Annotated in this window: 22 protein-coding genes; 5 read left to right on the forward strand and 17 right to left on the reverse strand. The window is 65.4% G+C overall.

Annotation, left to right across the window (positions count from 1 at the left end; translation table 11 throughout):
- Window positions 1-17 precede the first annotated feature (17 nt).
- From sdhA to sdhC, 3 genes are read right to left on the reverse strand one after another with little or no spacing between them, the layout of a single operon-like run.
- Entirely contained in the window at window positions 18-1,826 is a 1,809-nt protein-coding gene (gene sdhA / locus NZK81_RS14150; protein ID WP_260046791.1) for a succinate dehydrogenase flavoprotein subunit, read from the reverse strand.
- A complete protein-coding gene (sdhD, locus tag NZK81_RS14155) occupies window positions 1,826-2,212 on the reverse strand; it encodes a succinate dehydrogenase, hydrophobic membrane anchor protein (RefSeq protein WP_260046792.1) in 387 nt (128 codons plus the stop codon). Before sdhD ends, sdhA begins: the two co-directional genes overlap by 1 nt.
- 12 nt (window positions 2,213-2,224) lie before the next feature.
- Window positions 2,225-2,620 carry a succinate dehydrogenase, cytochrome b556 subunit gene (gene sdhC, locus NZK81_RS14160; RefSeq protein ID WP_260046793.1) on the reverse strand — a complete coding sequence of 132 codons (396 nt, stop codon included), beginning with the start codon at window positions 2,618-2,620 and terminating at the stop codon, window positions 2,225-2,227.
- Between the two features lie 149 nt (window positions 2,621-2,769).
- Here sdhC and bla point away from each other — a divergent pair, with 149 nt between their 5' ends.
- A complete protein-coding gene (bla, locus tag NZK81_RS14165; protein WP_260046794.1) occupies window positions 2,770-3,690 on the forward strand; it encodes a subclass B3 metallo-beta-lactamase in 921 nt (306 codons plus the stop codon).
- The gene (locus NZK81_RS14170; protein ID WP_260046795.1) at window positions 3,687-4,589 is read left to right on the forward strand and encodes a 50S ribosomal protein L11 methyltransferase; all 903 of its coding nucleotides are present in this window, start codon (window positions 3,687-3,689) and stop codon (window positions 4,587-4,589) included. Before bla ends, NZK81_RS14170 begins: the two co-directional genes overlap by 4 nt.
- Window positions 4,590-4,645: 56 nt before the next feature.
- Here the strand turns inward: NZK81_RS14170 and NZK81_RS14175 are convergent, their stop codons facing one another.
- Entirely contained in the window at window positions 4,646-4,906 is a 261-nt protein-coding gene (locus tag NZK81_RS14175; RefSeq protein ID WP_260046796.1) for a PilZ domain-containing protein, read from the reverse strand.
- Between the two features lie 247 nt (window positions 4,907-5,153).
- Here NZK81_RS14175 and sciP point away from each other — a divergent pair, with 247 nt between their 5' ends.
- A complete protein-coding gene (sciP, locus tag NZK81_RS14180; RefSeq protein ID WP_260046797.1) occupies window positions 5,154-5,456 on the forward strand; it encodes a CtrA inhibitor SciP in 303 nt (100 codons plus the stop codon).
- A gap of 57 nt (window positions 5,457-5,513) precedes the next feature.
- Here sciP and ligA read toward each other — a convergent pair whose 3' ends face one another.
- Window positions 5,514-7,604 carry an NAD-dependent DNA ligase LigA gene (gene ligA, locus NZK81_RS14185; protein ID WP_419181688.1) on the reverse strand — a complete coding sequence of 697 codons (2,091 nt, stop codon included), beginning with the start codon at window positions 7,602-7,604 and terminating at the stop codon, window positions 5,514-5,516.
- A 118-nt stretch (window positions 7,605-7,722) separates the two neighbouring features.
- On the opposite strand from ligA, the gene NZK81_RS14190 reads away from it, so the two are divergent.
- Window positions 7,723-8,217: a DUF2165 domain-containing protein gene (locus NZK81_RS14190; protein WP_260046799.1), complete on the forward strand. Its 495-nt coding sequence runs from the start codon at window positions 7,723-7,725 to the stop codon at window positions 8,215-8,217.
- A gap of 12 nt (window positions 8,218-8,229) precedes the next feature.
- Here NZK81_RS14190 and NZK81_RS14195 read toward each other — a convergent pair whose 3' ends face one another.
- The 3 genes from NZK81_RS14195 to NZK81_RS14205 are packed head-to-tail and all read right to left on the reverse strand — an operon-like array spanning window position 8,230 to window position 11,452.
- Window positions 8,230-8,919, reverse strand: coding sequence for a GNAT family N-acetyltransferase (locus NZK81_RS14195; RefSeq protein WP_260046800.1), 690 nt, complete (start codon window positions 8,917-8,919; stop codon window positions 8,230-8,232).
- Window positions 8,916-10,595, reverse strand: a complete 1,680-nt coding sequence (gene recN / locus NZK81_RS14200; protein ID WP_260046801.1) for a DNA repair protein RecN — start codon at window positions 10,593-10,595, stop codon at window positions 8,916-8,918. The genes NZK81_RS14195 and recN overlap by 4 nt, the downstream gene beginning before the upstream one ends.
- A 59-nt stretch (window positions 10,596-10,654) precedes the next feature.
- Complete coding sequence (locus tag NZK81_RS14205) at window positions 10,655-11,452, reverse strand: outer membrane protein assembly factor BamD (RefSeq protein WP_260046802.1); 798 nt, start codon at window positions 11,450-11,452, stop codon at window positions 10,655-10,657.
- Between the two features lie 151 nt (window positions 11,453-11,603).
- Between NZK81_RS14205 and NZK81_RS14210 the strand changes: the two genes are divergently transcribed.
- Window positions 11,604-13,373 carry a cation:proton antiporter domain-containing protein gene (locus NZK81_RS14210; protein ID WP_260046803.1) on the forward strand — a complete coding sequence of 590 codons (1,770 nt, stop codon included), beginning with the start codon at window positions 11,604-11,606 and terminating at the stop codon, window positions 13,371-13,373.
- A 63-nt stretch (window positions 13,374-13,436) separates the two neighbouring features.
- On the opposite strand, the gene NZK81_RS14215 is transcribed toward NZK81_RS14210, so the two are convergent.
- From NZK81_RS14215 to NZK81_RS14255, 9 genes are all read right to left on the reverse strand, one after another.
- Window positions 13,437-13,970: a hypothetical protein gene (locus NZK81_RS14215; RefSeq protein ID WP_260046804.1), complete on the reverse strand. Its 534-nt coding sequence runs from the start codon at window positions 13,968-13,970 to the stop codon at window positions 13,437-13,439.
- A gap of 101 nt (window positions 13,971-14,071) precedes the next feature.
- Window positions 14,072-15,004: a glutaminase gene (locus NZK81_RS14220; protein WP_260046805.1), complete on the reverse strand. Its 933-nt coding sequence runs from the start codon at window positions 15,002-15,004 to the stop codon at window positions 14,072-14,074.
- A gap of 50 nt (window positions 15,005-15,054) precedes the next feature.
- Window positions 15,055-17,700 (reverse strand): alanine--tRNA ligase, encoded by a 2,646-nt coding sequence (gene alaS / locus NZK81_RS14225; protein WP_260046806.1) that lies wholly within the window; start codon window positions 17,698-17,700, stop codon window positions 15,055-15,057.
- A 132-nt stretch (window positions 17,701-17,832) separates the two neighbouring features.
- The gene (locus NZK81_RS14230; RefSeq protein WP_260046807.1) at window positions 17,833-19,578 is read right to left on the reverse strand and encodes a chloride channel protein; all 1,746 of its coding nucleotides are present in this window, start codon (window positions 19,576-19,578) and stop codon (window positions 17,833-17,835) included.
- A gap of 277 nt (window positions 19,579-19,855) precedes the next feature.
- Window positions 19,856-20,926: a recombinase RecA gene (gene recA / locus NZK81_RS14235; protein WP_260046808.1), complete on the reverse strand. Its 1,071-nt coding sequence runs from the start codon at window positions 20,924-20,926 to the stop codon at window positions 19,856-19,858.
- Between the two features lie 123 nt (window positions 20,927-21,049).
- Entirely contained in the window at window positions 21,050-23,473 is a 2,424-nt protein-coding gene (locus tag NZK81_RS14240; RefSeq protein ID WP_260046809.1) for a hybrid sensor histidine kinase/response regulator, read from the reverse strand.
- Entirely contained in the window at window positions 23,470-24,069 is a 600-nt protein-coding gene (locus NZK81_RS14245; RefSeq protein ID WP_260046810.1) for a DUF2062 domain-containing protein, read from the reverse strand. Before NZK81_RS14245 ends, NZK81_RS14240 begins: the two co-directional genes overlap by 4 nt.
- A complete protein-coding gene (smpB, locus tag NZK81_RS14250; RefSeq protein WP_260046811.1) occupies window positions 24,066-24,548 on the reverse strand; it encodes an SsrA-binding protein SmpB in 483 nt (160 codons plus the stop codon). The genes NZK81_RS14245 and smpB overlap by 4 nt, the downstream gene beginning before the upstream one ends.
- 78 nt (window positions 24,549-24,626) lie before the next feature.
- Entirely contained in the window at window positions 24,627-25,061 is a 435-nt protein-coding gene (locus tag NZK81_RS14255; RefSeq protein WP_260046812.1) for a hypothetical protein, read from the reverse strand.
- Window positions 25,062-25,086 lie beyond the last annotated feature (25 nt).

The following is a 25,086-nucleotide window of genomic DNA, read 5'->3' on the forward strand; positions in this document are numbered from 1 at the left end:
CTCAAGCCGCCGCGCGCTTAGTACACGCGCGCCTTGGGCTTGATGTACTCGACATCGTCGGTGAGCGTGTATTCGTGCACCGGACGGTAGTCGAGGCGAACCTCGCCGCCCTTGCCGCCCCAGCCGTTGAACCAGGCTGCGGTGTGCTTCATCCAGTTCTCGTCGTCGCGGGTGGGGAAATCCTCGTGCGCGTGGGCGCCGCGGCTTTCCTTGCGCGCGTGGGCGCCGTGCAGCGTGACGGTGGCCGCACCGATCAGGTTGTCCAGTTCCATCGTCTCGACGAGGTCGGAGTTCCAGATCAGGCCGCGGTCCGAAACCTTGATGTCCTGCATCTTCTTGTAGGTTTCTGCCATGGCGACCTTTCCTTCGGCCATGACTTCGTCGGTGCGGAACACGGCGGCGTGGGCCGACATGGTCTGCTGCATTTCCGTGCGGATCTGCGCGGTCGGCATGCTGCCGTCGGCGTGGCGGAAGTGGTCCAGACGGGTCAGCGCCAAGTCCGCCGAGTCCGAAGGCAGCTCGGGCTGCTTGGCCATCGGCGTCAGCAGTTCCTTGAGGCGGTGGCCGGTCGCGCGGCCGAACACGACAAGGTCGGTCAGCGAGTTGGAGCCGAGGCGGTTCGCGCCGTGGACCGACACGCAGGCCGCCTCGCCCACCGCGAACAGGCCCGGGACGACCGTTTCGGGGTTGCCGTCGGCACCGATGGTCATGACTTCGCCGTGGTAGTTCGTCGGAATGCCGCCCATGTTGTAGTGGACGGTCGGAACCACCGGCAACGGCTGACGGGTGAGGTCGACGCCGGCGAAGATCTTGCCCGATTCGGTGATGCCCGGCAGGCGCTGCGCCAGCACCTTGGGATCGATGTGATCGAGGTGCAGGTAGATGTGGTCCTTGTTCGGGCCCACGCCGCGGCCTTCGCGGATTTCCAGCGCCATCGAACGCGAGACGACGTCACGCGAGGCAAGGTCCTTGGCCGAAGGAGCATAGCGTTCCATGAAACGCTCACCCTCGGAGTTGGTGAGGTAACCGCCCTCGCCGCGCGCGCCTTCGGTGATGAGCACGCCCGCACCGTAGATGCCGGTCGGGTGGAACTGCACGAATTCCATGTCCTGCAGCGGCAGGCCTGCGCGAAGCACCATGCCCGCGCCGTCGCCGGTGCAGGTGTGGGCCGACGTCGCGGTGAAGTAGCTGCGGCCGTAACCGCCGGTCGCGAGCACCACGGCCTGCGAACGGAAGCGGTGGATCGAACCATCATCGAGACACAGCGCGATCACGCCCACGCACTTGCCGCCGTCCATGATGAGGTCGATGGCGAAGTATTCGATGAAGAAGTCCGCCGCGTACTTCAGCGACTGCTGGTACAGCGTATGGAGCATGGCATGGCCGGTACGGTCGGCTGCGGCGCAAGTGCGCTGCACCGGCGGACCGTCGCCCATGTTCTGCATGTGGCCGCCGAACGGACGCTGGTAGATCGTCCCGTCCTCGTTGCGGCTGAAGGGCATGCCGGCATGCTCGAGCTCGAGGATCGCGTCGGGCGCTTCGCGCACCATGTATTCGATCGCGTCCTGATCGCCCAGCCAGTCCGACCCCTTGACGGTGTCGTACATATGCCAGGTCCAGTGATCCGGCGTGTTGTTCTTGAGCGAGGCGGCAATGCCGCCCTGCGCCGCAACGGTGTGCGAGCGGGTGGGGAACACCTTGGTGATGCACGCGGTCTTCAGGCCGGCTTCGGCCGAACCCATCGTGGCGCGCAGGCCCGAGCCACCGGCGCCGACGACGACGGTGTCATAAGTGTGATCGATGATCTTGTAAGCAGGCGCGGACATCAGGCGTGAGCTCCCAGCGCGAGGCGGACGACGCAGAAGACGCCGAAAGCGGCGCCAGCGAATGCGACAAGGTTCAGGGCGGCGATGCAGGCGAACTTGTTCGCATGCTCATGGACATAGTCCTCGACCATGACCTGCATGCCCAGACGCGCATGCCAGAAGGACGAGACGACGAGCAGGATCATCGCGACAGCCGGGACCGGAGTCGCCAGCCAGTCCGCAACCGAGGCGTAGCTCAGGTCCGGCAGCAGGACGATCGAGGCCGCCAGCCACAGGAGCAGCAGCAGGTTGCCGATGGCGGTGAAGCGCTGGAGCAGCCAGTGATGCGTACCGCTCTTGGCCGAGCCGAGGCCGCGTACGCGGCCGATGGAAGTTCCGTTACCCATTGTTTCCGTCCCTCAGCGAAGCAGCAGGAGCGCCCAGAAGGCGGCGGTGGCGAGCACACCCAGGACCGGCGACAGGATCGACCAGACCTTGTTGGACTTGAGCTCGAAACCCGCGCCGACATCGAGCACAAAGTGGCGAAGACCGCTCATCATGTGGGTGAAGAAGGCCCAAGAGATACCCACCAGCACGATGTAGCCGATCGGCGTCGTCATGGCCCAGGCGAACGTCTCGTATGCCTTGGGGCCACTGGCGAGTGCGCCCAGCCACCACAGCAGCACACCGAGCCCGGCGACTGCCAAGCCGTTGCCGGTGACACGATGCATGATCGAGACGAACATGTGCGGGCCCCAGCGCCAGATCTGGAGGTGGGGCGAAAGCGGTCGGTTGCTGGTGCCGGCGTTGGCCATGCTCTTGCGAATCCCCTTGCCTGCGGCAGCGAAGCGTGCTGCCCTTGTCGAAGTCCCCTTAGCCAAATCGCGGAATGGTGCAAGTTCTGCAACGCAAGATCGTGCAAGGGTTCTGGTCTATTCCGCATGCGAAGCCTAAAGCGGCGGGCATGAATCGGTCCCTGAGGAACATTGCGCTGGCAGCGCTGCTCGCCGCCGCTCCGGCCATGGCACACGCGAAAACGGCCGCTCCCGCGCCGCACACCGGCCCGCAACTTGCCGCAGCCTGCAACGGTCACGACGGCTGGACGGACCCGGCACCGCCCGCACATATTTTCGGCAACACCTGGTACGTCGGCACTTGCGGGATTTCCGCGATCCTGATCACCGGCGATGACGGCCACGTGCTGATCGACGGCGGCATGGCCGAGGCGGCTCCGCTGGTGTTGGCCAACATCGCCGCGCTGGGTTTCGATCCCGCGGACGTACGCTGGATCATCCTCAGCCACGAACATTTCGACCATGCCGGTGCACTGGCGGCGCTAAAGCGCGCCACCGGCGCGAAGCTGGCCGCGCTGGCGCCTGCGGCAAAAGTGCTCGAAACCGGCATACCCGATCCCTCAGACCCGCAGTACGGCATGCTCAAGGGTATGGCCCCCGTCGCAACCGACCGGGTCCTTGTCGATGGAGACAGCCTCGTCCTCGGCCGCATCACCTTGACGGTCCATGCAACGCCTGCCCATTCGCCGGGCTCGGCAAGCTGGACCTGGCAGTCCTGCACCGGGGACTTCACCTGCCTGATGATCGCCTATGCCGACAGCGCAACTGCTATATCGGCCGATGCCTACCGCTTCACCGACCACGAGGACCGCGTTGCGCAAGTGCGCGAGGGCCTTTCGCGAATCGCGCGACTTCCCTGCGACATACTGCTGACGCCGCACCCGTCCGCGAGCGGCATGATGGAACGCTTCGCCGGCAAGACCGCACTCGTCGATTCGTCAGCGTGCCGCTCCTATGCCGCCGCCGCGCAACACCGTTTCGAAGCCCGCCTGGCGCGCGAAGCGGGAGACGCGAACGAGGCGCGGCCGTGAGCTGGAAGATCACTGCCCTCGCCCCTCGCGCCGTAATCGAAGCCGCCCTTGTCGCGCACGAGGACGCGCTCGACTGGGACCCGGAAATCGTCCTCTCGGGCAGCGAGATCGCCGAGGACCGTCCTGACGACTGGCAACTGGAGGCCTGGTTCACGCACAAGCCCACCCGGACGGACGAGGCCGCGCTTGCAGCCCTGTTTGCCGGCCCGGTTCCTGACTTCGTGATCGAAAAGCTGCCCGATACCGACTGGCTCGTCGCCAGCCAGCAGGATCTAGAACCGATCCGCGCCGGCCGCTTCAACGTCCACACGCCAGACTATCCCGCGAGCACGGAGCCCGGCGTCGTCGACTTCACCATTCCGGCAAGCCAGGCCTTCGGAACGGGCCAGCATGCGACGACAGCCGGATGTCTTGCCATGCTCACGCACATGAAGGCGCGCGGCGTGGTGGTGCGCAACTGCGCCGACATCGGCACGGGAACCGGCCTGCTCGCTTTCGCGGCGCTGGCACTCTGGCCCCGCGCCCTTGCCATAGCGAGCGACATCGATGCGGTCTGCACATCGGTGGTCGAAGCCAACGCCCACACCAACGGCGTGACCATGGGCGCCCGGGGAGGCGAACTGGTGATGACGGTCGCGGACGGCATGGATCATCCGCTGCTGACGGCGCGCGGTCCCTACGACCTGATCATGGCCAATATCCTCGCCGGCCCGCTCGTAACCCTGGCACCGGATTTCGGCGCGGCGATCGTGCCCGGCGGACACCTGCTGCTTGCCGGCTTGCTGGAAACGCAGGAAGCCGCCGTGCGCGCCGCCTGCCGCAAGGCGGGACTGAGGCTTGCTGCCCGGCTCGTCAACGGCGACTGGTCGATCCTCTGGCTGCGTAAGCGCCGCAAGTAACCGACCTCACCTCGCGCCGCCATGCCGTGGGCAGAGGCGTTCGAAGCTGCTCGTTCCTATGCGAGGAACAGTTCCAGCCCGTGCACAACGCGGCAGTGATTGGCCAGCGCGTCCTGGGTACGCCGGCATAGCGGCTGATCGAAGGCGAAGCCGATCCGGTCCGAGACCACCCACCGCACGGTACCGACAACCGCGCCGGCCCCATCCAGGTTGAAGCGGAAACGCTGCCCCTTGGCCACCTGGTCCTGCTTGAGAATGAGCTGGCATCCTTCGGCCGAAACGTGCCGTGCCACAACCGCACCGTACGCAAATTCCATGTGCCCCGCCGAAACCATGTCCCTGCCCGAACTCCTCAATTCGTTCATCCGGAAAGGTAATTAAGACCGGTAAACGACCCGTAAAGAAACGCGAACGATTTATCCCCCGATTTTAGCAATATAGCTCAGTGACTTACGGGTTTATTCATAAGCCATCATTAACCATTTCGAGTGAGTTCGCATTAATGGATTCAGCCAAGAATCTGGCGCCAAGGGGGGTTGGTACTGACAAGTCGAGAGGCCAACCATGCTTCAATCCGATCTCGACCGCCGCAAGGCGGTCACCGGTCCACTTGGCGAAGCGTTGAAGAGAGAGAACCTTCCGCCCGCCAACACTTCAAGATGGGTCGTACGGCGCAAGGCCGAAGTCGTTGCAGCCGTAAACGGCGGGCTGCTGACGATTGCCGAAGCCTGCGAACGCTACAACCTGACGCTGGAGGAACTCGCGTCCTGGCAACGTGCCGTCGAACGGGAAGGGATGCCCGGCCTGCGGGCCACCCGCGTCCAGCACTACAGACAGGTGCACGAACGACAGAGCCGACAGCCCTGACCGTACCCTAAGGAGGGGGAGGGGCGGAAATCGCGCGTTGGCGGGCGACGTCTCCCGTCAGCCAGCGGCCTTGACGATTTCCGCCCATTCCGCCTCGTCGATCACGTCGATCCCGAGCTCTGCTGCCTTCTTGAGCTTCGAGCCAGCGCCGGGCCCGGCAACGACAAGATCGGTCTTGGCCGAAACCGATCCGGCCGCCTTGGCGCCCAGCCGTTCGGCCTGGGCCTTGGCCTCGTCTCGGCTCATCGTTTCGAGCTTGCCGGTGAAGACCACCGTCTTGCCAGCCACGGCACTGTCCCGGGTCTCCACCACGTAGGGCGGCGGCGAGACCTCCGAGAGCAGGTCATCCCAGACGTGCTTGTTGTGATCCTCGTGGAAGAAGTCGCCCAACGCCTCGACGACCACCGGGCCGATGCCGTCGATCGAAATCAGCTCGGCATAAGCGTCGCTGGCGGCCTGCACCCGCTCCTCGCCTTCCTTCTCGTGCGCCAGTTCCGCGATCTCGCGCAGCGCCGGCAGCGTCTCGAAACGCTTCATCAGATCGCGCGCGGTCACCGCGCCGACATGACGGATACCGAGCCCGAACAGCAGCCGCGCGGCATCGGGCGCGCGCTTGTTTTCCACCGCTGCCAACAGGTTTTCCACAGACTTGTCCTTCCACCCTTCGAGCGCGAGGATCTCCTCCCTGCGGCTCCTGAGGCGGAAAATGTCGGCCGGGCTTTCGAGCCAGCCCCTGGCGAAAAACTCGTCGATGGTCTTTTCGCCCAGCCCTTCGATGTCGAGCGCGGCGCGGCTGACGAAGTGCTTGAGGCGTTCGGTGCGCTGGGCTGGGCAGATCAACCCGCCGGTGCAGCGCACGTCGACCTCGCCTTCCTCGGCCACGGCTTCGGAGCCGCATTCGGGGCAATGGTCGGGGAAGACGAAAGGTTCGCGGTCCTCTTCGCGCGTGAGGTTGTCGACCACTTGCGGGATCACGTCCCCTGCCCGCTGCAACACCACCCGGTCGCCCGGTCGCACGCCGAGGCGCGCGATCTCGTCGCGGTTGTGCAGGGTGACGTTGGTGACGGTGACACCGCCCACCAGCACCGGCTTGAGGCGCCCGACCGGGGTCAGCTTGCCCGTGCGGCCGACCTGGATGTCGATCGATTCGAGCACGGTCTCGGCCTGTTCGGCGGGAAACTTGTGCGCCATGGCCCAACGCGGGGCCTTGGCGACGAAGCCGAGCCGCTGCTGCCAGTCGAGCCGGTCCACCTTGTAGACGACGCCGTCGATCTCGAAGGGCAGATCGGGCCGCCCCTCGCGGATCTCCGCATAAGCGGCCAGCATTGCCTCCAGCGAATGGCACTGGCGGAACTGCGGCGAGACCGGCAGGCCCCACGATTCGATCTTGCGGATCACCTCGTGCTGCGTCTCGCCGGGCACGTGCGAGGCCGCGCCCCAGCCGTGCGCCCAGAAGCGCAAGGGGCGCTTGGCGGTCACGCTCGCGTCCTTCTGGCGCAGCGATCCGGCCGCCGCATTGCGCGGGTTGGCGAACTGGCGGACTTTCGCTTCGTCGAAGACCTCGCCCTTGGCTTCCGCCTGCGCGCGCGCCTCGTCCATCAAGTGGGCATTGAGCGCAAGGAAGGCGGCCTTTTCCATGTAGACCTCGCCGCGCACCTCGAAGATCTCGGGAATGTCCTCTCCCTTCAGCTCGGGCACGATGTCGTCGATATGCGCGACATTGGGCGTCACGTCCTCGCCCACCAGCCCGTCGCCGCGCGTGGCGGCCCTTACCAGCTTCCCGTTTTCGTAGCGCAGTGAACAGGACAGGCCATCGATCTTGTCCTCGGCGGTCATCGCCACCGGCTCGTCCGCGGGGAGTGCCAGGAAACGGCGGATGCGCGCGACGAACTCGGCCACTTCCTCATCGGAAAAGGCATTGTCGAGGCTCATCATGCGAACCTCGTGGCGGACCTTGGAGAGCGGCGATGCAGCGATTTCGTGCCCGACCTGCTTGGAGGGACTGTCCGGCCGGATCAGGTGCGGGAATGCCGCTTCCAGCTCGGCATTGCGCCGCACGAGCGCATCGTACTCCGCATCGGAAATCTCCGGCGCGTCTTCCGCATGATAGAGGCGGTTGTGGCGCGCGATCTGGCGCGCCAGTCGCATCAGTTCGTTGGCAGCTTCGGCTTCGGGGATCGATTCGATGTCAGAGGCCACGTCGGGGTCCGTTTCCTTGTTCGCGCCTGTCCATGATACCCTGTCTTCGGGCAACAGGGAGATAACCGTGACAGACAGGCTCCTCAAAGCGCTAGTCGCGCTCATTCTGGGCGCAATGGCAATTCTCTACGTCATCCACAACATAGCCAATTTCGGAGCGGCGCAGGCGTTCTTTACCTACGTGACCAGCCATGCCGACCAGGAGGCCTATCCGGTCACCCTGCTGCCGGTTCCGCCGCCGGCCCTCGTGCTCGTCGCCATGGCGCTCGTCTTCACGCTGGAGATCGCGACGGGCGTGCTGCTGCTGTGGGCCGGCGTCAGGATGCTGACGGGTCGCAGCGACGCAGCAGCCTTCGACAAGGGCGTGCTCATTGCAAAGATCGGTATCGGCTGCGCGCTCGCCAACTGGTGGGGACTGTTCCAGGCAGTGGCCGGCGCCGGATACCAGATGTGGCAGATCCAGGCCGGCCGCGACCCGTTCTACAGCTCGTGGCTGTTCGGCGCGATGTACATGCTGCTGCTGATCTTCCTGAACCAGCGCGGCGACACGGAGGTGGCTTGAGCGCCTGTGCTTCTAGGCGCGTGCCAGCACGGTCGCGATCAGATTGCTCCTGATCTCGAAACCGAGGGACTGGTAAAGCCGTATCGCCCCGTCGTTCGCGGCGTAGCTGTGCAGGAACGGCGTATCGCCCCGCGCGGTAAAGCCGGCCATGATGCGGCGGATCAGCCGCGCGGCATGGCCCTGCCCGCGATGTTCGGGCCAGGTGCATACGCCGCTGACCTCGGCGAAACCAGGCGCCGGGCGCATGCGTTCGCCCGCCATGGCAGCCAGCCTGCCCTCGTGCCGAATACCGTAATAGGCGCCATAGCACTGCGTGAGCGCCCCCCAGGGACCGGGCCTGGTGGCAAGCGCGAGTTCGGCCATGGCTGGCACGTCGTCGTCACCGAGCAATTCCACCGTTTCATCGCCGGGCCGCATCGACGCGGGTTCGGGCGCGGTCAGCTGGACCAGCTCGGCGACTTTCTCCACGCGCGTTCCGGGCGGCGCCGGCCATTCGCGGGTTTCGACGATCCAGATCCTGTCTGCCGGGTCCGTCAGCAATGCCGTCAGTGCTGCCTGTGCCTCCGCACTGTCGTCTCGCGCGGCCGCGAACGGGCCGTAGCCGGGATCGAGCCGCACTGCGGCACCACGCGCCACGGCCAGCGAAGCCTGCGGACCATTGAGCATATTCCAGACCGGCCGGTCGAGCGGATGCGCGCTCACACACCCTCCAGCAGACGGTTCGCCTGCGCACGCGCCTCGTCGGTCACCTCGGCGCCCGAGAGCATGCGCGCGATCTCTTCCTTGCGGTCCGCCTCGTCCAGCAGCACGACCGACGTGCGCGTGACCGTGCCTTCGCTCGACTTGGCGATCATGTAGTGCCGCCCCCCGCGCGCGGCGACCTGTGGGCTGTGCGTCACCGCCAGCAATTGCCCGCCGCCCTGTCCATTGTTCCCGGCCAGCCGCGCAAGGCGTTCGCCGATGGCGCTGGCGACAGCCCCGCCCACGCCCCGGTCGATCTCGTCGAAGATCACCGTGGCTGCGCCCCCCTCTTCGGCCAGCGCCACCTTGAGCGCGAGAATGAAGCGCGAAAGTTCGCCGCCGCTGGCAATCTTGGCCAGCGGCGCGAAGTCGGCGCCGGGATTGGTGCTGATCAGGAATTCGACCGCGTCCATGCCGTGCGCCCCCCAGCGTTCCTCGGGCAGGCGCACGACCGATGTCTGAAAACGCGCGGCATCGAGCTTGAGCGGGGCGAGTTCCGCCGCGACCGCCACATCGAGGCGCTGTGCCGCCTTGCGACGCAGCTCGTGCAGCGCTTCAGCCCGTTCGCGATAGGCAAGCGCGGCACGCTGCGCCGCCTTCTCCAGGTCGACGAGATGTTCCTGCCCGCCCTCGATGGCGTCGAGCACGGTGCGCATCTCGTGCATCTTCCCGGGAAGGTCATCGACCTGGCAACCATGCTTGCGGGCCGCGGCGCGCAAATCGAACAGCCGCGTTTCAATGCGGTCCAGCTCGGCCGGATCGAAGGACAATGCCTCGGCCGCGCGCTCCAGCTTTTCCTCGGCCTCGCTTGCCTCGATCACCGCACGGTCGAGCGCGGCAAGCGCCTCGGCCAGCAGTTCGTGCTCACCGGCGATCCGATCAAGCCGACGCGCCGCGCCGCGCAAGGCTGCCAGCGCCGAATCGGAACCGCTCCACAAATGCTGAAGCGCGGCGAGATCATCGGAAAGCTTTTCGCCCTTCTGCATCCGTGTGCGGGCGGCAGCGAGCTGTTCCTCCTCACCCGTTTCAGGAGCAAGCGCGTTCAGCTCCTCGAGATGCGCCAGCAACAGGTCCTGATCCTCTGCGGCCCGCGCGACTTGCGCCCGCGCGGCGTCGAGCACGTCCTGCGCCCCGCGCCAGTCCTTCCACGCAGCCTCGATCCCACCGACGTCGCTGCCCGCGAAGCGATCGAGCAAGGCCCGGTGTCCGCGGGCATTGACGAGACCGCGATCGTCGTGCTGGCCATGGATTTCCACCAGCGCCGGGGCGATTTCGCGCAGCAGCGCGACACCGACGGGCTGATCGTTGAGGAACGCCTTCGATCCGCCGTCTGCCTTGAGCCTGCGCTTGAGAATCAGCGGTTCACCGGGCTCGATCTCCAACTCGGCATCGTCGATCGCCCCGCGCACCGCATCGGGCAGCGCGGAAAAATCGAAGCTGGCCGTCACGCTCGCCCCGTCTTCGCCCGCGCGCACGAGGCCGCTGTCCGCCCGGTTTCCGAGCACGAGCCCCAGCGCATCGAGCAGGATCGACTTGCCCGCGCCAGTTTCACCGGTGAGGACGCCGAGTCCCTCGGAGAAATCGAGGTCGAGCGCCTCGATCAACACGATGTTTCGAATGGAAAGCCGGCTCAGCATGTTCGCGAAGCGTTCTAGCGAAGTGCGAGCCCGGCGTCACCCCGCATCGCGCGGCCCCATCAGGCCGCGACGTTTTCGGGCGCGTACTTCCTCATGAGCTTGTAGGCGCGGGCGTACCACCTGCTGTTGGGATAGTTGTTCTCGAGAACCGCCGCGGCCTTCTGCGCCTCTTCCGGAACCCCCAGTGCAAGGTAACCCTCGACGAGGCGGAAAAGGGCCTCCGGGGTGTGGCTGGTGGTCTGGTAGGTATCGACCACGTTGCGGAAACGCAGCGTGGCGGCAAGCCACTTGCCACTACGTTCGTAGGAACGGCCGATCGTCATTTCCTTGCCGGCAAGGTGATCGTTGACGAGGTCGAGCTTGAGCTTGGCATCCGCCGCATAGCTGGTGGTCGGATAGCGGCGCATGATGTCGGTCAGCGCCTGCTTGGCCTGCTCTGTGGTCTTCTGGTCACGCGTCACGTCGCTGATCTGCTCATAGTAGCAGATCGCGATCAGGTAGTAGGCGTAAGGCGCGTCCTTGTTGCCCGGATGAATCGAAAGGAAGCGCTGCGCCGACTGGATCGACTTGTTGTAATCGCGCGCGGCGTAATAGCTGAAGGCGCTCATCAGCTGGGCGCGACGCGCCCAGGGCGAATAGGGATGCTGGCGCTCGACTTCGTCGAACAGCGCGGCGGCCTGCTTGGTCCGCCCTTCATCGAGCCGCTTCTTCGCCGCCGCGTAGAGCGTATCGACGTCGCGCGCGACATAGGCGGTATCCTTGTTCTTGCCCCCCCGCCCGGCGCAGCCGGCGGTAAGGACGAGCGCGCCGGTGGCAGCGGCAAGGAGGGCGGTCTTCAGTCGCGAACGTTCGAACATGGCGAGGGTCTATAGCCAGCACGATGCTGAACGCCAAGTGAAGTTGCGCGGTTGTGCCGTGGGTATCTCGACGGCGCGATCGAGGCCGGCATGCAATTTAACGGCACCTTGAGCATTGCCTGCCCGAATCGTCATGTCATAGTGGCGGCACATGGCCGGCAGCACCGATCTCTTTTCACCCGTCATGTCCGACGCCCTGGTCATTCTGGGCTCCGCGGGCATCGTCATTCCGGTATTCAACCGCTACCGGATCACGCCTGTGATCGGGTTCATCCTGGTCGGCCTGCTGGTCGGCCCGTTTGGCCTGGGGCGGCACGTCTTCGACCATCCCTGGCTTTCCTACATAACGATCACCGACCCTGACGGGCTGGAGGTCTTTGCCGAATTCGGCATCATCCTGCTCCTCTTCTCGATCGGCCTGGAGTTGTCGTTCGGCCGCCTGTGGCAGATGCGGCGCATGGTCTTCGGGCTCGGTTCGCTCGAACTGATCGTGATCGGCTCGTCGCTCACCTTCATCCTCGCCGCCATCGGCCAGGGATTCGTCGGCGCAATGGCGCTCGGCCTCGCGCTGGCGCTGTCCTCGACCGCACTGGTGCTCAAGATCACCAACGCGGCAACGCCCGTGGGCCGTGCCGCGCTTTCCATGCTGCTGTTCGAGGACATCGCCCTTGTTCCGATCATCTTCCTGCTCGGCGCCCTGGCGCCCCATGCGGACAACGACAGCGTCGGCAACCTGATCCATACGCTCGTATGGGGCAGCGGCGCCGTGATAGCCCTGCTCGTGTTCGGCCGGTACCTGCTTCCGCCGCTCTTCGCCCAGGCGGCGCGCACCAAGAGCCCGGAGCTGTTCCTGGCCGCCAGCCTGCTCGTCGTGATCCTCGCCGCGCTGGCGACCGCCGCGACAGGCCTTTCGCCGATCGTCGGCGCACTGGTCGCCGGGCTGCTGATCGCCGAGACCGAATACCATTCCGAGGTCGAGCAGATCACCGAGCCGTTCAAGGGCCTTGCCCTCGGCGTCTTCCTCATCACCATCGGCATGAGCATCGACCTCATGGTGGTCTGGGAGAACCTCGGCTCGATCCTTGTCGCGACGGTCGGCGTGCTCCTGCTCAAGGCCGTGGTGACGGGCGTGCTGCTGCGGCTGATGGGCGCGCGGCGCGGGACCGCGGCCGAGACCGGCATCCTGATGTCGAGCCCTTCGGAAACGACCCTGATCGTGCTCAGCGCGGCGGCCTCGGCCCAGCTGATCCAGCAGGGCACGGCGCAGTTCTGGCAGATCGTCACCGCCATCGGCCTTACCGTCACCCCCCTGCTCTCGATGGCCGGCAAGATGATGGCCCGGCGGGTCGACGGGGTGGACGCACCGCACCAGCCCGCAGAGGACGACGATCAGCCCCGGACCATCATCGTCGGCTTCGGCCGCGTCGGCCGGCTTGTCGCCGACATGCTGGCACAGCACGGACGCCCCTATGTCGCGGTCGACAGCGATACCGATCTCGTCACCGAGGGACGGCGGCGCGGCTATGCCGTCACGTTCGGAGATGCCGGCAGGGGCGACGCCATGCTGCGCATGGGCGCCGCCCACGCCGCAGCCGTGATCCTGACGATGGACGAGCCGGTCACCGCACAGCGCATCGTGCGCAAGCTGCGCGTCCAGTTCCCGGACCTGCCGATCATCGCCCGCGCCCGCGATGTCGACCATGCCGCCCAGCTCTACCGAGCAGGCGCCACGCATGCCGTGCCGGAAACGCTGGAAAGCTCGCTCCAGCTTTCCGAAGCCGTGCTGGTCGAAACCGGTGTGGCGATGGGGCCGGTGATCGCCTCGATTCACGAAAAGCGTGACGAGTTCCGCGAAATGATCATGCAGCAGGGTGGATTGTCGGAACGACCCAAATTGAAAAGCGCCGGCCTCGGCGAGTAATCCCTATCGGTTGCAGTTCACCCGGCATCGCGCCGGTGAACTGTCCGATGGGCGAACGCCATTTCAGTTCGCGCGCCGCGTGATCGTAACGACCAGTCCGCCATCACCCGTGAGGCGAACCGTCCGACCCGGCACGAGATCGACCTGCTGATCGAGACTGACGCTGCGCGTGCCCTGCCCCTCGCAAAATGGAATCGGGCGCGTCCAACGTGCATTGACGCTGAAAAGATCGGGAGCTCCATTCCTGTTGTAGCGGCGGATCGAAAGGTTGAATTGGCGCTGGGCGCTGAAATTGGAAGCGCTCGCGTTACCGGCCTTGTCATCGCACGGCTCGGGCGCATCGCGCAGCGATTCCGAATAGCTCGCCCCGGAATTGTCGATTTTCAGCACCCCGGTCCACAACGCTCCGCGCCCTGCCTCGACAGTAACATCAACGACGGCAATCGGGTTTTCGCTGGCCCTAGTGGAGCCCCGCAACGATGAAGCCATTACAACAGGAGGTGGTGGAACTATCTGCGTTGTTGCAGCAGCAACCGCGGATGGTTCCACTGTGTGGATTGCGGCGGCGATTACTGCGGCAAAAAATACGCTCTTCATCTTGCGTTCTCTTGTTCGCCATGAAGATTTCGACGGTAGGGTTCCAGTTTTAAGAAGATATTACACGCCTGAACGGCCAGTACGGCAGCGGCACGCAAGCTCTATTGGGCGCGCGGTTCGAACACCGACCAACCAGTCTTTTGTACGAGCCGCTCCAGGGCCAGTTGCCCCAGATGCGAATTGCCGCTGGAGTTCAGGCCCGGAGACCACACCGCGATGCTCGCGATCCCCGGAGCCACCGCCAGAATGCCACCGCCCACGCCGGACTTTCCCGGCAGGCCGGTGCGATAGGCGAAGTCACCCGAATTGTCGTAGTGCCCGCAGGACATCATCAGCGCATTGATGCGCCGAGCGCGCCGGTCCGATATGACCGAATGCCCGTCCGACTGCCCTCCGGCCATCAGATAGCGCCCCGCCATGGCCAGTTGCCGGCAACTCATGGCCAGCGAACAGAAGTGAAAATAGGTTCCCAGCACGAGGTCCACCGGCGCGTGGATATTGCCGAAGGCCCGCATGTAATTGGCGAGCGCCTTGTTGCGAAATCCGGTTTCCTGCTCGGCGCGCGCCACGACTTCATCGATGACGATGGTCTCGTCGCCGGCCACCATGCGCACGAAGCGCAGCATCTGCCCGATCGCCTCGCGCGGCTGCAACCGGCCGAGCAGCACGTCGCACACGACAATAGCGCCGGCATTGATGAAGGGATTGCGCGGAATGCCGTGCTCGGTCTCGAGCTGGACGATCGAATTGAACGCCGACCCCGAAGGCTCGCGCCCGACACGCTGCCAAAGCTGATCCCCTACCGCGCCCAGCGCCAGCGTCAGCGCGAAGACCTTTGAGATCGACTGGATCGAGAATGGGTCTTCGGCGTCCCCCGCCGTGTGGACCGTGCCGTCGCGCATGACAACGGCAATGCCGAACTTGTCTGCCGGGACTTGCGCGAGAGGCGGGATATAGTCCGCCACTTTGCCGCGATGCTCCTGGGCGCGCATCTCTTCGGCGATTTCGGCGACGATGGCAGATATCGCGTCCAACTGGCACTCCTCACCGCGTTATCCGCCTCCGCCGCAAACGGAAGCGGCTGCTAGCCGCCAAGCGCCGCCTTCACGGCCGCAATCGCCTCGGCGCCCTTCGATCCATCCGGGCCGCCGCCCTGCGCCATGTCGGGACGGCCGCCGCCACCCTTGCCGCCGAGCGCCGCGACGCCCGCGCGGACCAGATCGACTGCGCTGGCCTTGTCCTTGAGGTCGTCGGTCACGGCCACGGCGATCGAGGCCTTGCCCTCGTTCACCGCGACGATCGCGGCAACGCCCGAGCCCATGCGCTGCTTGGCCTGATCGAGCAGGCCGCGCAGTTCCTTGGGATCGAGGCCCTCGAGCACCTGGCCGGAGAAGGTCATGCCATTGACGGTCTCGTCCGCCGGGCCGGAAGCGGCACCGCCGCCGCCCAGAGCCAGCGCCTTCTTGGCCTCGGCCAGTTCGCGTTCGAGCTTCTTGCGCTCGTCGAGCAGCGCGGTGATGCGGTTCTCGACATCCTCGGGATTGGTACGCAGCAGGCCCGCGGCATTCTTGAGCGCGTCCTCGCGGCCGACCAGCCACTGGCGCGCGCCCTCGCCGGTCAATGCCTCGATACGGCGCACGCCCGAGCTGACGGCGCTTTCGGAAACGATGCGGAACACGCCGATGTCACCGGTAGCGCGCACGTGGGTGCCGCCGCACAGTTCGACCGAATAGGCATGATCGCCGCTCTGGCGGCCCATCGACAGGACACGTACCTCGTCACCGTACTTCTCGCCGAACAGCGCCATGGCACCTGCCGCGATGGCATCCTCGGGCGTCATCAGACGGGTGAGCACCGGCTCGTTGGCGCGCACTTCGGCGTTCACTTCGGCCTCGATCTCGGCGATGTCCTCGGCCGAAAGCGCAGTGGGCTGTGAAAAGTCGAAGCGCAGGCGGTCGGCGGAGACCATCGAGCCCTTCTGCGTAACGTGATCGCCAAGACGGCCCCGCAGCGCGGCGTGCAGCAAGTGCGTGGCCGAGTGGTTGGCGCGGATCGCATCGCGGCGTTCCACGTCCACGGCAAGGTTGACGACATCGCCCACCTTGATCGCGCCTTCCTCGACCTTGCCGCTCATCGCATGGAGGCGGCCGAGCGGCTTGGCAGTGTCGGCAATGGTGATCTTCAGACCCTTCCCGGTGATCGTGCCGGCATCGCCGACCTGACCGCCCGATTCTCCGTAGAACGGGGTCTGGTTGGTGAGCACGGTGACATCATCGCCGGCCTTTGCGACCTCGACTTCCTTGCCGTCGACGACCAGCGCAACGACGCGGCCTTCGCCGCTCGTTGAAGTATAGCCGGTAAACTCGCTGGCGCCTTCGCGCTCGGCGATGTCGAACCAGACTTCGCTGTCGGCGGCCTGCCCCGAACCCTTCCACGCGGCGCGCGCGGCGGCCTTTTGCTGGGCCATGGCGGCGTCGAAGCCGTCCTTGTCGACCGAAATGCCGCGCGGGCGCAGGGCGTCTTCGGTGAGGTCGTAGGGGAAGCCGTAGGTGTCGTAGAGCTTGAAGGCGGTCTCGCCGGGAAGCTGGGCGCCCTCGCCCATGTCGGCAGTCGCCTCGTCGAGCAGCTTGAGGCCGTTCGAGAGCGTGCGCCGGAACTGGACTTCCTCGCGCTCCAGCGTTTCCTCGATCAGCGGCTGCGCGCGGCCGAGTTCAGGATAGGCCTGGCCCATCTCCGCCACCAGCGCGGGGACGAGGCGGTGCATCAACGGGTCCTTGGCACCCAGCAGGTGCGCGTGACGCATGGCTCGGCGCATGATGCGGCGCAGGACGTAGCCGCGCCCTTCGTTGGACGGCAGCACGCCATCGGCCAGCAGAAAGCTGGTCGAGCGCAAGTGGTCGGCAATGACGCGATGGCTGGCCTGATGATCGCCCTCGGCCTTCACGCCGGTGAGGTTTTCCGAGGCGGCGATCAGGGCCTTGAAGGTGTCGATGTCATAGTTGTCGTGCACGCCCTGCATGACTGCGGAGATGCGTTCCAGCCCCATGCCGGTATCGATCGAGGGCTTGGGCAGGTCGCCGACAATCTCTCCAGCAGCCTGCTCGAACTGCATGAACACGAGGTTCCAGATTTCGATGAAGCGGTCGCCGTCTTCCTCGGGGCTTCCCGGAGGGCCGCCCCAGATGTGATCGCCGTGATCGTAGAAGATTTCCGAGCACGGGCCGCATGGGCCATCGTCGCCCATCGCCCAGAAGTTGTCCTTGGTGGGGATGCGGATGATCTTCTGATCGGGCAGGCCTGCAATCTTCTTCCACAGGTCGAAGGCCTCATCGTCCGTGTGGTAGACCGTGACGAGCAGCTTTTCGACCGGAAGCGCCCACTCCTTCGTCAGCAGGGTCCAGGCGTGGGTAATCGCCTGTTCCTTGAAATAGTCGCCGAAGGAGAAGTTCCCCAGCATCTCGAAGAAGGTGTGGTGGCGCGCGGTATAGCCGACATTGTCGAGATCATTGTGCTTGCCGCCTGCGCGCACGCACTTCTGCGAGGAGGTGGCGCGTGGCGTTGAGCGGGTTTCGAGCCCCGTAAACACGTTCTTGAACGGCACCATGCCCGCGTTCACGAACATCAGCGTGGGGTCGTTGTAGGGCACCAGCGGCGCGGAAGGCACCACTTCATGGCCCTGCGAGCCGAAGTAATCGAGGAAGGACCGGCGGATCTCGTTCGTCGTCTGCATGTTGGCGCCGATAAGCCACGCGCGCGAGGTCGGCAAGCTACAAGCTGCGGTCAGAGTGTTCGGGAATTGCGATGAATGCCCCTTACCAGCGACAGAGCGCCCCGATGCCGAGGCCGGAACCCCGGGAAGGCGTCATCCGCCGGGATATATTTTCACGCTGCTCGCCACCGAATCCGCGACGTGCTCCTTGGTAATGACGCCCACGACATCGTCGCCGCGCGGCACGCCGCTGCCATGCACGACCACTGCCATCGTCGCATGCTTGCGCCACATCCTGTCGATCACGTCGAAGACCACCGAGTTCTCGCCGACCACCGTGAACGTCCGGCTCGCGACATCGCCCAGGGTGACGCCGGTACTCGCCGCCTCGAGGCCGCGCCTGAGACCGGTATTGATGCGCAGGACGCCATGGATATGCCCGCCCTTCGTCACCACGACGTGCCGCAACCGGCCGTCATCGCGGGTCTCGCTGAGGAACGCATCGAATGGCACTTCCGCCGCCAGCACCGGCACGTCGGTTTCCATGACGTCCCTGGCACGGCGGACCAGGAACATGTTCGCATGCAGCGCCTTGGGAATCACGCGACCGCGCCGGACCAGTTTCAGCGTGTAGATATTCTCCCACGAAAGGACGCGCCGTACGCCCACGCTCAGGGCAACGGCCACGATCATGGGCATGACGATATCGTAGCTGCGGGTCATCTCGAAGATCATGACCACGGCGGTCATGACAGCCCCGGTCGCGCCGCCGACCATCGCGCCCATGCCGACCATCGCGAAAGCCGGAACGCTGAGGGCGACGGGAAATCCCGCGGAGGTCAGCAAGGCGGCGAAACCGCCGCCCAATGTCGCCCCCATGAACAACGACGGCGAGAAGATGCCGCCCGAAGACCCCGACCCCAGGCTCAGCGTCGTGGCCAGTGCCTTGCAGGCGAAGAGGAGAGCGAGCAGCCAGAAGGTCGTATCGCGACCCGCGAGGATGGACTCCACCGTGGCATAGCCCACGCCCTCGATGTAGTAGTGCCCGAATTCCTGCATCAGCACGTACATCAATATGCCGACCAGCAGCATGCCCAGCATGTGGCGAAGGTATCGCGAGCCGATCTTGTCGAACAGGTCCTCGAGCACGTGCAACCCGCGGACGAACCCGGCCGCAGCGACGCCTGTAATCACACCCAGCGCCGCGAAAAGCAGCAGCACCACCAGAGCATCGCCTTCGCTCACGACCGCAGGAAGACTGGGAACCTGGAAAGCAGGCTGATCGCCCAGAATCCAGCGGCTGATGAAGGTCGCCGCGCCCGTTGCCAGCGCGACCGGGAGGAACGTGCCCGCGCTCACTTCCGGCATCATCAGTTCGATGGCGAACATTACGCCACCGATCGGCGTGTTGAACGTGGCGGCAATGCCTGCCCCAGCCCCTGCACCGACCAGAATGATCCGCTGCCCCGGAGGCATGCGCACGATCTGCCCCAAGGTGGAGCCGAGCGCGGAGCCGATCTGGATGATGGGACCCTCGCGCCCCACGGACGAGCCGGTGCCGATGGCGAGCGCGGAGGCCAGCGACTTTATCACCGCCACCACGGGGCGGATGATCCCGCCCTTGTAGTAGATCGCGTCCATCACCTCGGGCACGCCGTGCCCCTTGGCTTCGGGGGCAAAGTTGCTGACGAGGAACGTGATCAGGACACCACCGACCACCGGGACCAGAATGACGAATACGCCCCATGGCGCCGGATCGCTGAAGACGTTGGCGTCGTAGTGAAAGGATAGCTTGCCGGCAAAGAACAGGTTGTGAATGAGGCCGATCAGATACCGGAAGGCGACCGAACCAAAGCCCGTCACTACCCCCACCACAAGTGCCAGCAACGAGAGTGCCACGAGGCCTCGCCGCTGACTGGTTTCATCCTCCGGAGCCGGCTCCCGAGAGCCTTGCGATCCGGACAAGTCGCCGCAGTGTACGGCCCGGGTTTCGGCCTGTTCCATGTTCAGCCTATACCGGGTTCCTCCCTCGCACGTAAAGCGAAGCAACCAGAAAAGCCGCACCATGCCCACAGGGCGGCAATCGCGCACCGACAGGGGACCGGCACCAACGAAAATGGCCCCCGCTTGCGCGGAGGCCATGATACCTGGGTTTCGAACAGTTGGGCGGGAACGCTTACTCGTCGTCCGCCGAAGGGCCGACCATCATTTCCTCGGACAGACCCTCGGTCTGGCCACGGATCGCCTTTTCGAGGCGGTCGCACACTTCGGGATTTTCCTTCAGGTAGGTCTTGGCGTTTTCACGCCCCTGCCCGATGCGGATCGAATCGTAGCTGAACCACGAACCCGACTTCTCGACGATGCCCGCCTTGACGCCGAGATCGAGGATTTCGCCGATCTTGGAGATACCCTCGCCGTACATGATGTCGAACTCGACCTGCTTGAACGGCGGGGCAACCTTGTTCTTGACGACCTTCACGCGCGTGGCGTTGCCGATGATGTCGTCGCGGTCCTTGATCTGGCCGGTGCGGCGGATGTCGAGGCGGACCGAGGCGTAGAACTTGAGCGCGTTGCCGCCCGTGGTCGTCTCCGGGTTGCCATACATGACGCCGATCTTCATGCGCAGCTGGTTGATGAAGATCACCATGCACTTGGACCGGTTGATCGAGCCGGTCAGCTTGCGCAGCGACTGGCTCATCAGGCGGGCCTGCAGGCCGACGTGGCTGTCACCCATCTCGCCCTCGATCTCCGCCCGGGGCACGAGCGCGGCGACAGAGTCGACCACCAGCACGTCGATCGCGTTGGAACGCACCAGCGTATCGGTAATCTCCAGCGCCTGCTCGCCGGTATCGGGCTGCGAGACGATCAGTTCGTCGATGTCGACGCCCAGCTTCTTGGCATAGACCGGATCGAGCGCGTGTTCGGCATCGATGAAGGCCGCGGTGCCGCCCTTCTTCTGGGCCTCCGCAATGACATGCAGGGCCAGCGTCGTCTTGCCCGAGCTTTCCGGTCCGTAGACTTCGATGACGCGGCCCTTGGGCAGCCCGCCCACGCCAAGCGCGATGTCGAGCCCGAGCGAGCCGGTCGAGATCGCCTCAACCTGCATCGTCTCCTTCGAGCCGAGCTTCATCGCGCTGCCCTTGCCGAATGCGCGGTCGATCTGGGCAAGCGCTGCGTCGAGCGCCTTCTGACGGTCCATGGAGTCCTTGTCCTTGCCTTCCTGGATCAGCTTGAGCTGAGCAGCCATTTCACTTCCCCTTTGCTACCGGTCTGACCGGAAAGGTCAACGTCACGAGAAGCGATGTATCTTATTTGTTCTCCGTGAACAAGAGGGGAACAACGGGAGTTTTCCCAAATTTAATGCTCGCCCCTACTTCGCGGTGCGCGCCAGCACGTCCCCCACCTTCTCGGAAAGTTGCTGCACCGAGAACGGCTTGGGCATGAACCAGGCATTGGCAATGCCGATTTCCTTACGCAGCTGCTCCTCGGCATAGCCCGACATGAACAGCACCGGCAGTTCCGGCGCGATCTTGCGGATCTTGCGGGCCATGGCCGGACCATCCATCGTCGGCATGACGACGTCCGAAACGACGAGATCGAACTCCCCGCCTTCCTCGACCAGGATAAGGCCCTCCTCGCCGTCGCGCGCGCTGGTCACTTCGTAGCCCTGGCGCGTCAGCGAGCGTTCCGCGACCATGCGCACCGGATCCTCGTCCTCGACCAGCAGGATGCGCCCGCCGCCGGCCCACTGGCTGGGCGCCGCCTCCACCTTTTCCGCGGCAGGTTCGCTCACCGTGCCCGGCGCGACGTGATAGACCGGCAGATAGACGATGAAGCGCGTGCCCTTGCCCACTTCGCTTTCAGCGAAGATGAAGCCGCCCGACTGCTTCACGATGCCGTAGACGGTCGAAAGGCCGAGCCCGGTGCCCTTGCCCTGCTCCTTGGTGGTGAAGAACGGTTCGAAGATCTTGCCGAGATGTTCGGGCGGGATTCCGCCGCCGGTGTCCTCGACGATCAGCGCGGTGTACTCGCCCGCGGGAATGATCTCGCTGCGCATCTCGCGCACGTCGGTGGTGGTCACCCGGCGCGTGGCCAGCGTAAGCTTGCCCGAGCCGTCGCCGCCCTTCCGCGACTGCATGGCATCGCGCGCGTTGACCGCGAGGTTGACGATGACCTGCTCCAGCTGGGTCGGGTCGGCGCGCACGGGGCCGAGATCGCGGTCATGCGTGACGACAAGCTGGATCTTCTCGCCAATCAGGCGGCGCAGCATCTGCGAGACGTCGGCGACGACGTCGGGAAGCTGCAGCACCTCGGGGCGCAGCGTCTGCTGGCGCGAGAAGGCGAGAAGCTGGCGCGTCAGCGAGGCGGCGCGGTTCGAATTGGCGCGGATCTGCTGGATGTCGTCGTAGTCGGAATCGCCCGGCGTATGGCGCATCAGCATGAGATCGCAGGTGCCCAGCGTCGCGGTCAGCACGTTGTTAAAGTCGTGTGCGACACCACCCGCGAGCTGGCCGACGGCCTGCATCTTGGTGGCCTGCGCAACCTGACGCTTGAGGCGGGTTTCCTCGGATGTGTCGGTGAGGCCCAGCAGCACCGCCGCCTCGCCCAGCCCCCGCACGCCGGCAAGGCTGAGCGAAACCGGATCGTCGGGCTGCGCCGCCAGGCGCACGGCGATGTCGCCGGCCGTCGCGGGCCCCTGCGCGAAACGGCGAATCGATTCGGACAGGGCGCGCTTGTCCTCCTTGACGACAAGGTCGGTAGGGTACGTCGGCGCCGCCTGCCCCTCGCGCCCGGCGGCACGCATGAAGGCAGGATTGGCGAACAGCAGGCGACCGTCGCGATCCGCCATGGCAAGGCCCAGCGGGAGCTGGCTGAGCAACGCCTCGAGATGCGGCGCGGCGGCGGTGCCGGTGGCACTGGCGCCGATGCCCTGTCCCGCCTCGACCACCAGCATCAGCGACGGCGTGGTATTCGGATCGGGTTCACCCGGCGCATCGGGATCGGCGACCGGCACGTGGTAGAGCACCAGCGCGGCGCCGCGCCCACCTTCGCGGGCCCAGCCGATGCGTTCGCCTTCCTCCTGGCTCAGCAGGTCAACGAAGTCGCGACCGGTCATGTCGGCCAGCACATCGCCGGTCGCGCGCTGCGCGAAACCCGTGCTCGCGGCCCGGATCGAGCCATCGGGATCGACGAGTGCGGTCACGATCCCTGCCTTCGCGAGGCCCCGGCCCAGCTTGCCATCGATCTGGCCGACCAGTTCGGCAACGAGATCGACCGAACTCAGCCTTATGACCCGCCAGACGAGGAAATCGTCGCCGCGTCCCGAGCGGTGCACTTCGACCCACCAGTGCTCGCCGTGGTGGCCGGCTATCTCGGCCTGCGCGAAGCCGTCGCGCCAGGCGACCCGCGTGGCATCGGCCAGGCACTCGACCGACGCATCGTCGACCGGCAGTCGCGGCGGCGCGCTGTTGACGCCGAACCAGGCCTCGTGCGTCGCATTGGCACAGGTGAGGCGCCCTGCCCGATCGGTCATCGCGATCGCCATGTCGGGACGGTCGATGGCAGCCACGGTCACCGACCAGTCAGGCTGCGCGAACTCCGGCTCTGCCTCAGGCTGCCGGCGCCCGGTGACGAACCACGCAAGTGCGGCGAATACCACCATGGCGGCCATGAAGACCGTCGCCAGCACGCCGTCGCCGGAAACCAGCCAGACCAGCGCGACACTGAAAACCAGCGCCAGAGCCACCACCAACGCATCGGGCAGGCGCCCGGTCCGATCCGGCAGTGGCTTCATGCGGTGGTATCCGACCCGACCGTATCGGGCACGACCGCGTCTACCCGCGCGTTCCAGCGCGTCCGCCGGGCAACATGCTTGCGGCCGATCCAGAAGCGCCAGAACCACATGGAAAGGAGGTATCCGACTGCGGCCGCCACGGTGGAGATCACGAAGAGCCCGACCAGCAGCGCCGGCGCCGCATCGGAAACCAGCCAGTGCGTCCAGTCCCCCACCCCGGCGCCCCGCTCGTAGAGCGCGTAGAAGGTCGTCAGGTCGGCATGGAAGCCCAGCAGGTTGCCGATCCAGATCGAACCGGCGAGAATCAGCGGCGTCGTTGCCGGGTTGGACAGGAAGGTCATCGCCGCAGCGAGCGGGATGTTGCCCCGGCACGGAACGCACATCAGCGCCGCGCCGACGATCTGCACGCCGGGAATCAGCGCGAAGATGCCCACCAGCAGCCCGACCGCGACACCACGCGGCACCGAACGACGGGTGAAACGAAACAGTTCCTGCCGGCGCGCGAACGGCGCGGTGAGGCGATTCGCCTCAAGCTGCTCGTGCGTCGGCATCTGGCGGTGCAACCAGCGACCCATGCGGGAAAGAAACGTATTCATCGGTTGTCCCGCAAAATCCTGGCCTGATCGCGCTTCCAGTCGCGCTCCTTGATCGTATGGCGCTTGTCCGCCGCGTTCTTGCCCTTGGCAAGCGCCAGTTCGACTTTGGCGCGGCCACGGCTGTTGAAATAGATCGACAGCGGTACCAGCGTCATGCCCTTGCGTTCCACCGCCCCCTGCAATTTGGCGATCTCCCGCTCGTGCAGCAGCAGCTTGCGCGGCCGCTTGGGCTGGTGGTTGAAACGATTGCCATGGCTGAATTCGGGCACGTTGGCATTGACCAGCCAGCACTCGCCGTTCTTGATCTCGGCATAGGACTCGGCAATCGAGCCCTCGCCGAAGCGCAGGCTTTTCACCTCGGTTCCGGTGAGCGCGATGCCGGCTTCGAACTTGTCCTCGATATGATAGTCGAAGCGGGCCTTGCGGTTCTCTGCGACGGTCTTGATCTTGTCGAATGTCGTATGTTGCGGACGTGCCATGATGATGCGGCATGTAGGGATGCGCGCGCCAAAAGAAAACGTCCGTTTCGGTAAACGACATGCTCGGCGGGGCGTGTGTCAGTCGTGCTGGAGATAAATGTCCAGATGGACGAGCTTTCCGGCGTGGTCGAACTGGTAGACGGTGCAGGAATTGACGACCGATTCCGTGCCGCCGCGCGGGTGGTTGTGCTCGGTAAGTTCAAGGAAAACCCGATCGCCCGCTTCGCTGATACGATGGAATTCGGCCCAGAAGTCCGTGGTGGTCGCCCACATCATCAGCAGCTTGCGATAGACGTCCCAGCCCATGTCGACCTTGTCGTTGCCAACGCGGCGGAATTTCGCGGTGTCGAGCATGGCCGCCAGTTCGTCCCAGCCGGATTCGCCGAAGCCGGGCTCCTTGGCCTTCTCGACCGTGCGCTTGATGCAATCGGTATAGGCAAGGACCTTGCGCGCGAATTCGCCGGTCACGGCATCGCGGTCGGTCCAGGTGGATGCTGTTTTCAGGCTCGTCATGCTTCGCTCTCCCGTGCTTTCTTGA

The organism is Novosphingobium mangrovisedimenti (genome assembly GCF_025153475.1).
In the GTDB taxonomy this organism is placed as follows: Bacteria; Pseudomonadota; Alphaproteobacteria; order Sphingomonadales; family Sphingomonadaceae; genus Novosphingobium; species Novosphingobium mangrovi_A.

What these genes read in the sequence shown, in the direction of transcription:
- NZK81_RS14215 (WP_260046804.1), bottom strand. Translation starts at nt 13,970, where the DNA reads ATGAAGAGCGTATTTTTTGCCGCAGTAATCGCCGCCGCAATCCACACA.
- smpB (WP_260046811.1), bottom strand. Translation starts at nt 24,548, where the DNA reads ATGGCACGTCCGCAACATACGACATTCGACAAGATCAAGACCGTCGCA.
- sdhC (WP_260046793.1), bottom strand. Translation starts at nt 2,620, where the DNA reads ATGGCCAACGCCGGCACCAGCAACCGACCGCTTTCGCCCCACCTCCAG.
- bla (WP_260046794.1), top strand. Translation starts at nt 2,770, where the DNA reads ATGAATCGGTCCCTGAGGAACATTGCGCTGGCAGCGCTGCTCGCCGCC.
- NZK81_RS14205 (WP_260046802.1), bottom strand. Translation starts at nt 11,452, where the DNA reads ATGTTCGAACGTTCGCGACTGAAGACCGCCCTCCTTGCCGCTGCCACC.
- sdhD (WP_260046792.1), bottom strand. Translation starts at nt 2,212, where the DNA reads ATGGGTAACGGAACTTCCATCGGCCGCGTACGCGGCCTCGGCTCGGCC.
- NZK81_RS14175 (WP_260046796.1), bottom strand. Translation starts at nt 4,906, where the DNA reads ATGGAATTTGCGTACGGTGCGGTTGTGGCACGGCACGTTTCGGCCGAA.
- alaS (WP_260046806.1), bottom strand. Translation starts at nt 17,700, where the DNA reads ATGCAGACGACGAACGAGATCCGCCGGTCCTTCCTCGATTACTTCGGC.
- ligA (WP_419181688.1), bottom strand. Translation starts at nt 7,604, where the DNA reads ATGCGACTGGCGCGCCAGATCGCGCGCCACAACCGCCTCTATCATGCG.
- NZK81_RS14255 (WP_260046812.1), bottom strand. Translation starts at nt 25,061, where the DNA reads ATGACGAGCCTGAAAACAGCATCCACCTGGACCGACCGCGATGCCGTG.
- recA (WP_260046808.1), bottom strand. Translation starts at nt 20,926, where the DNA reads ATGGCTGCTCAGCTCAAGCTGATCCAGGAAGGCAAGGACAAGGACTCC.
- NZK81_RS14245 (WP_260046810.1), bottom strand. Translation starts at nt 24,069, where the DNA reads ATGAATACGTTTCTTTCCCGCATGGGTCGCTGGTTGCACCGCCAGATG.
- sdhA (WP_260046791.1), bottom strand. Translation starts at nt 1,826, where the DNA reads ATGTCCGCGCCTGCTTACAAGATCATCGATCACACTTATGACACCGTC.
- sciP (WP_260046797.1), top strand. Translation starts at nt 5,154, where the DNA reads ATGCTTCAATCCGATCTCGACCGCCGCAAGGCGGTCACCGGTCCACTT.
- NZK81_RS14210 (WP_260046803.1), top strand. Translation starts at nt 11,604, where the DNA reads ATGGCCGGCAGCACCGATCTCTTTTCACCCGTCATGTCCGACGCCCTG.
- recN (WP_260046801.1), bottom strand. Translation starts at nt 10,595, where the DNA reads ATGCTGAGCCGGCTTTCCATTCGAAACATCGTGTTGATCGAGGCGCTC.
- NZK81_RS14240 (WP_260046809.1), bottom strand. Translation starts at nt 23,473, where the DNA reads ATGAAGCCACTGCCGGATCGGACCGGGCGCCTGCCCGATGCGTTGGTG.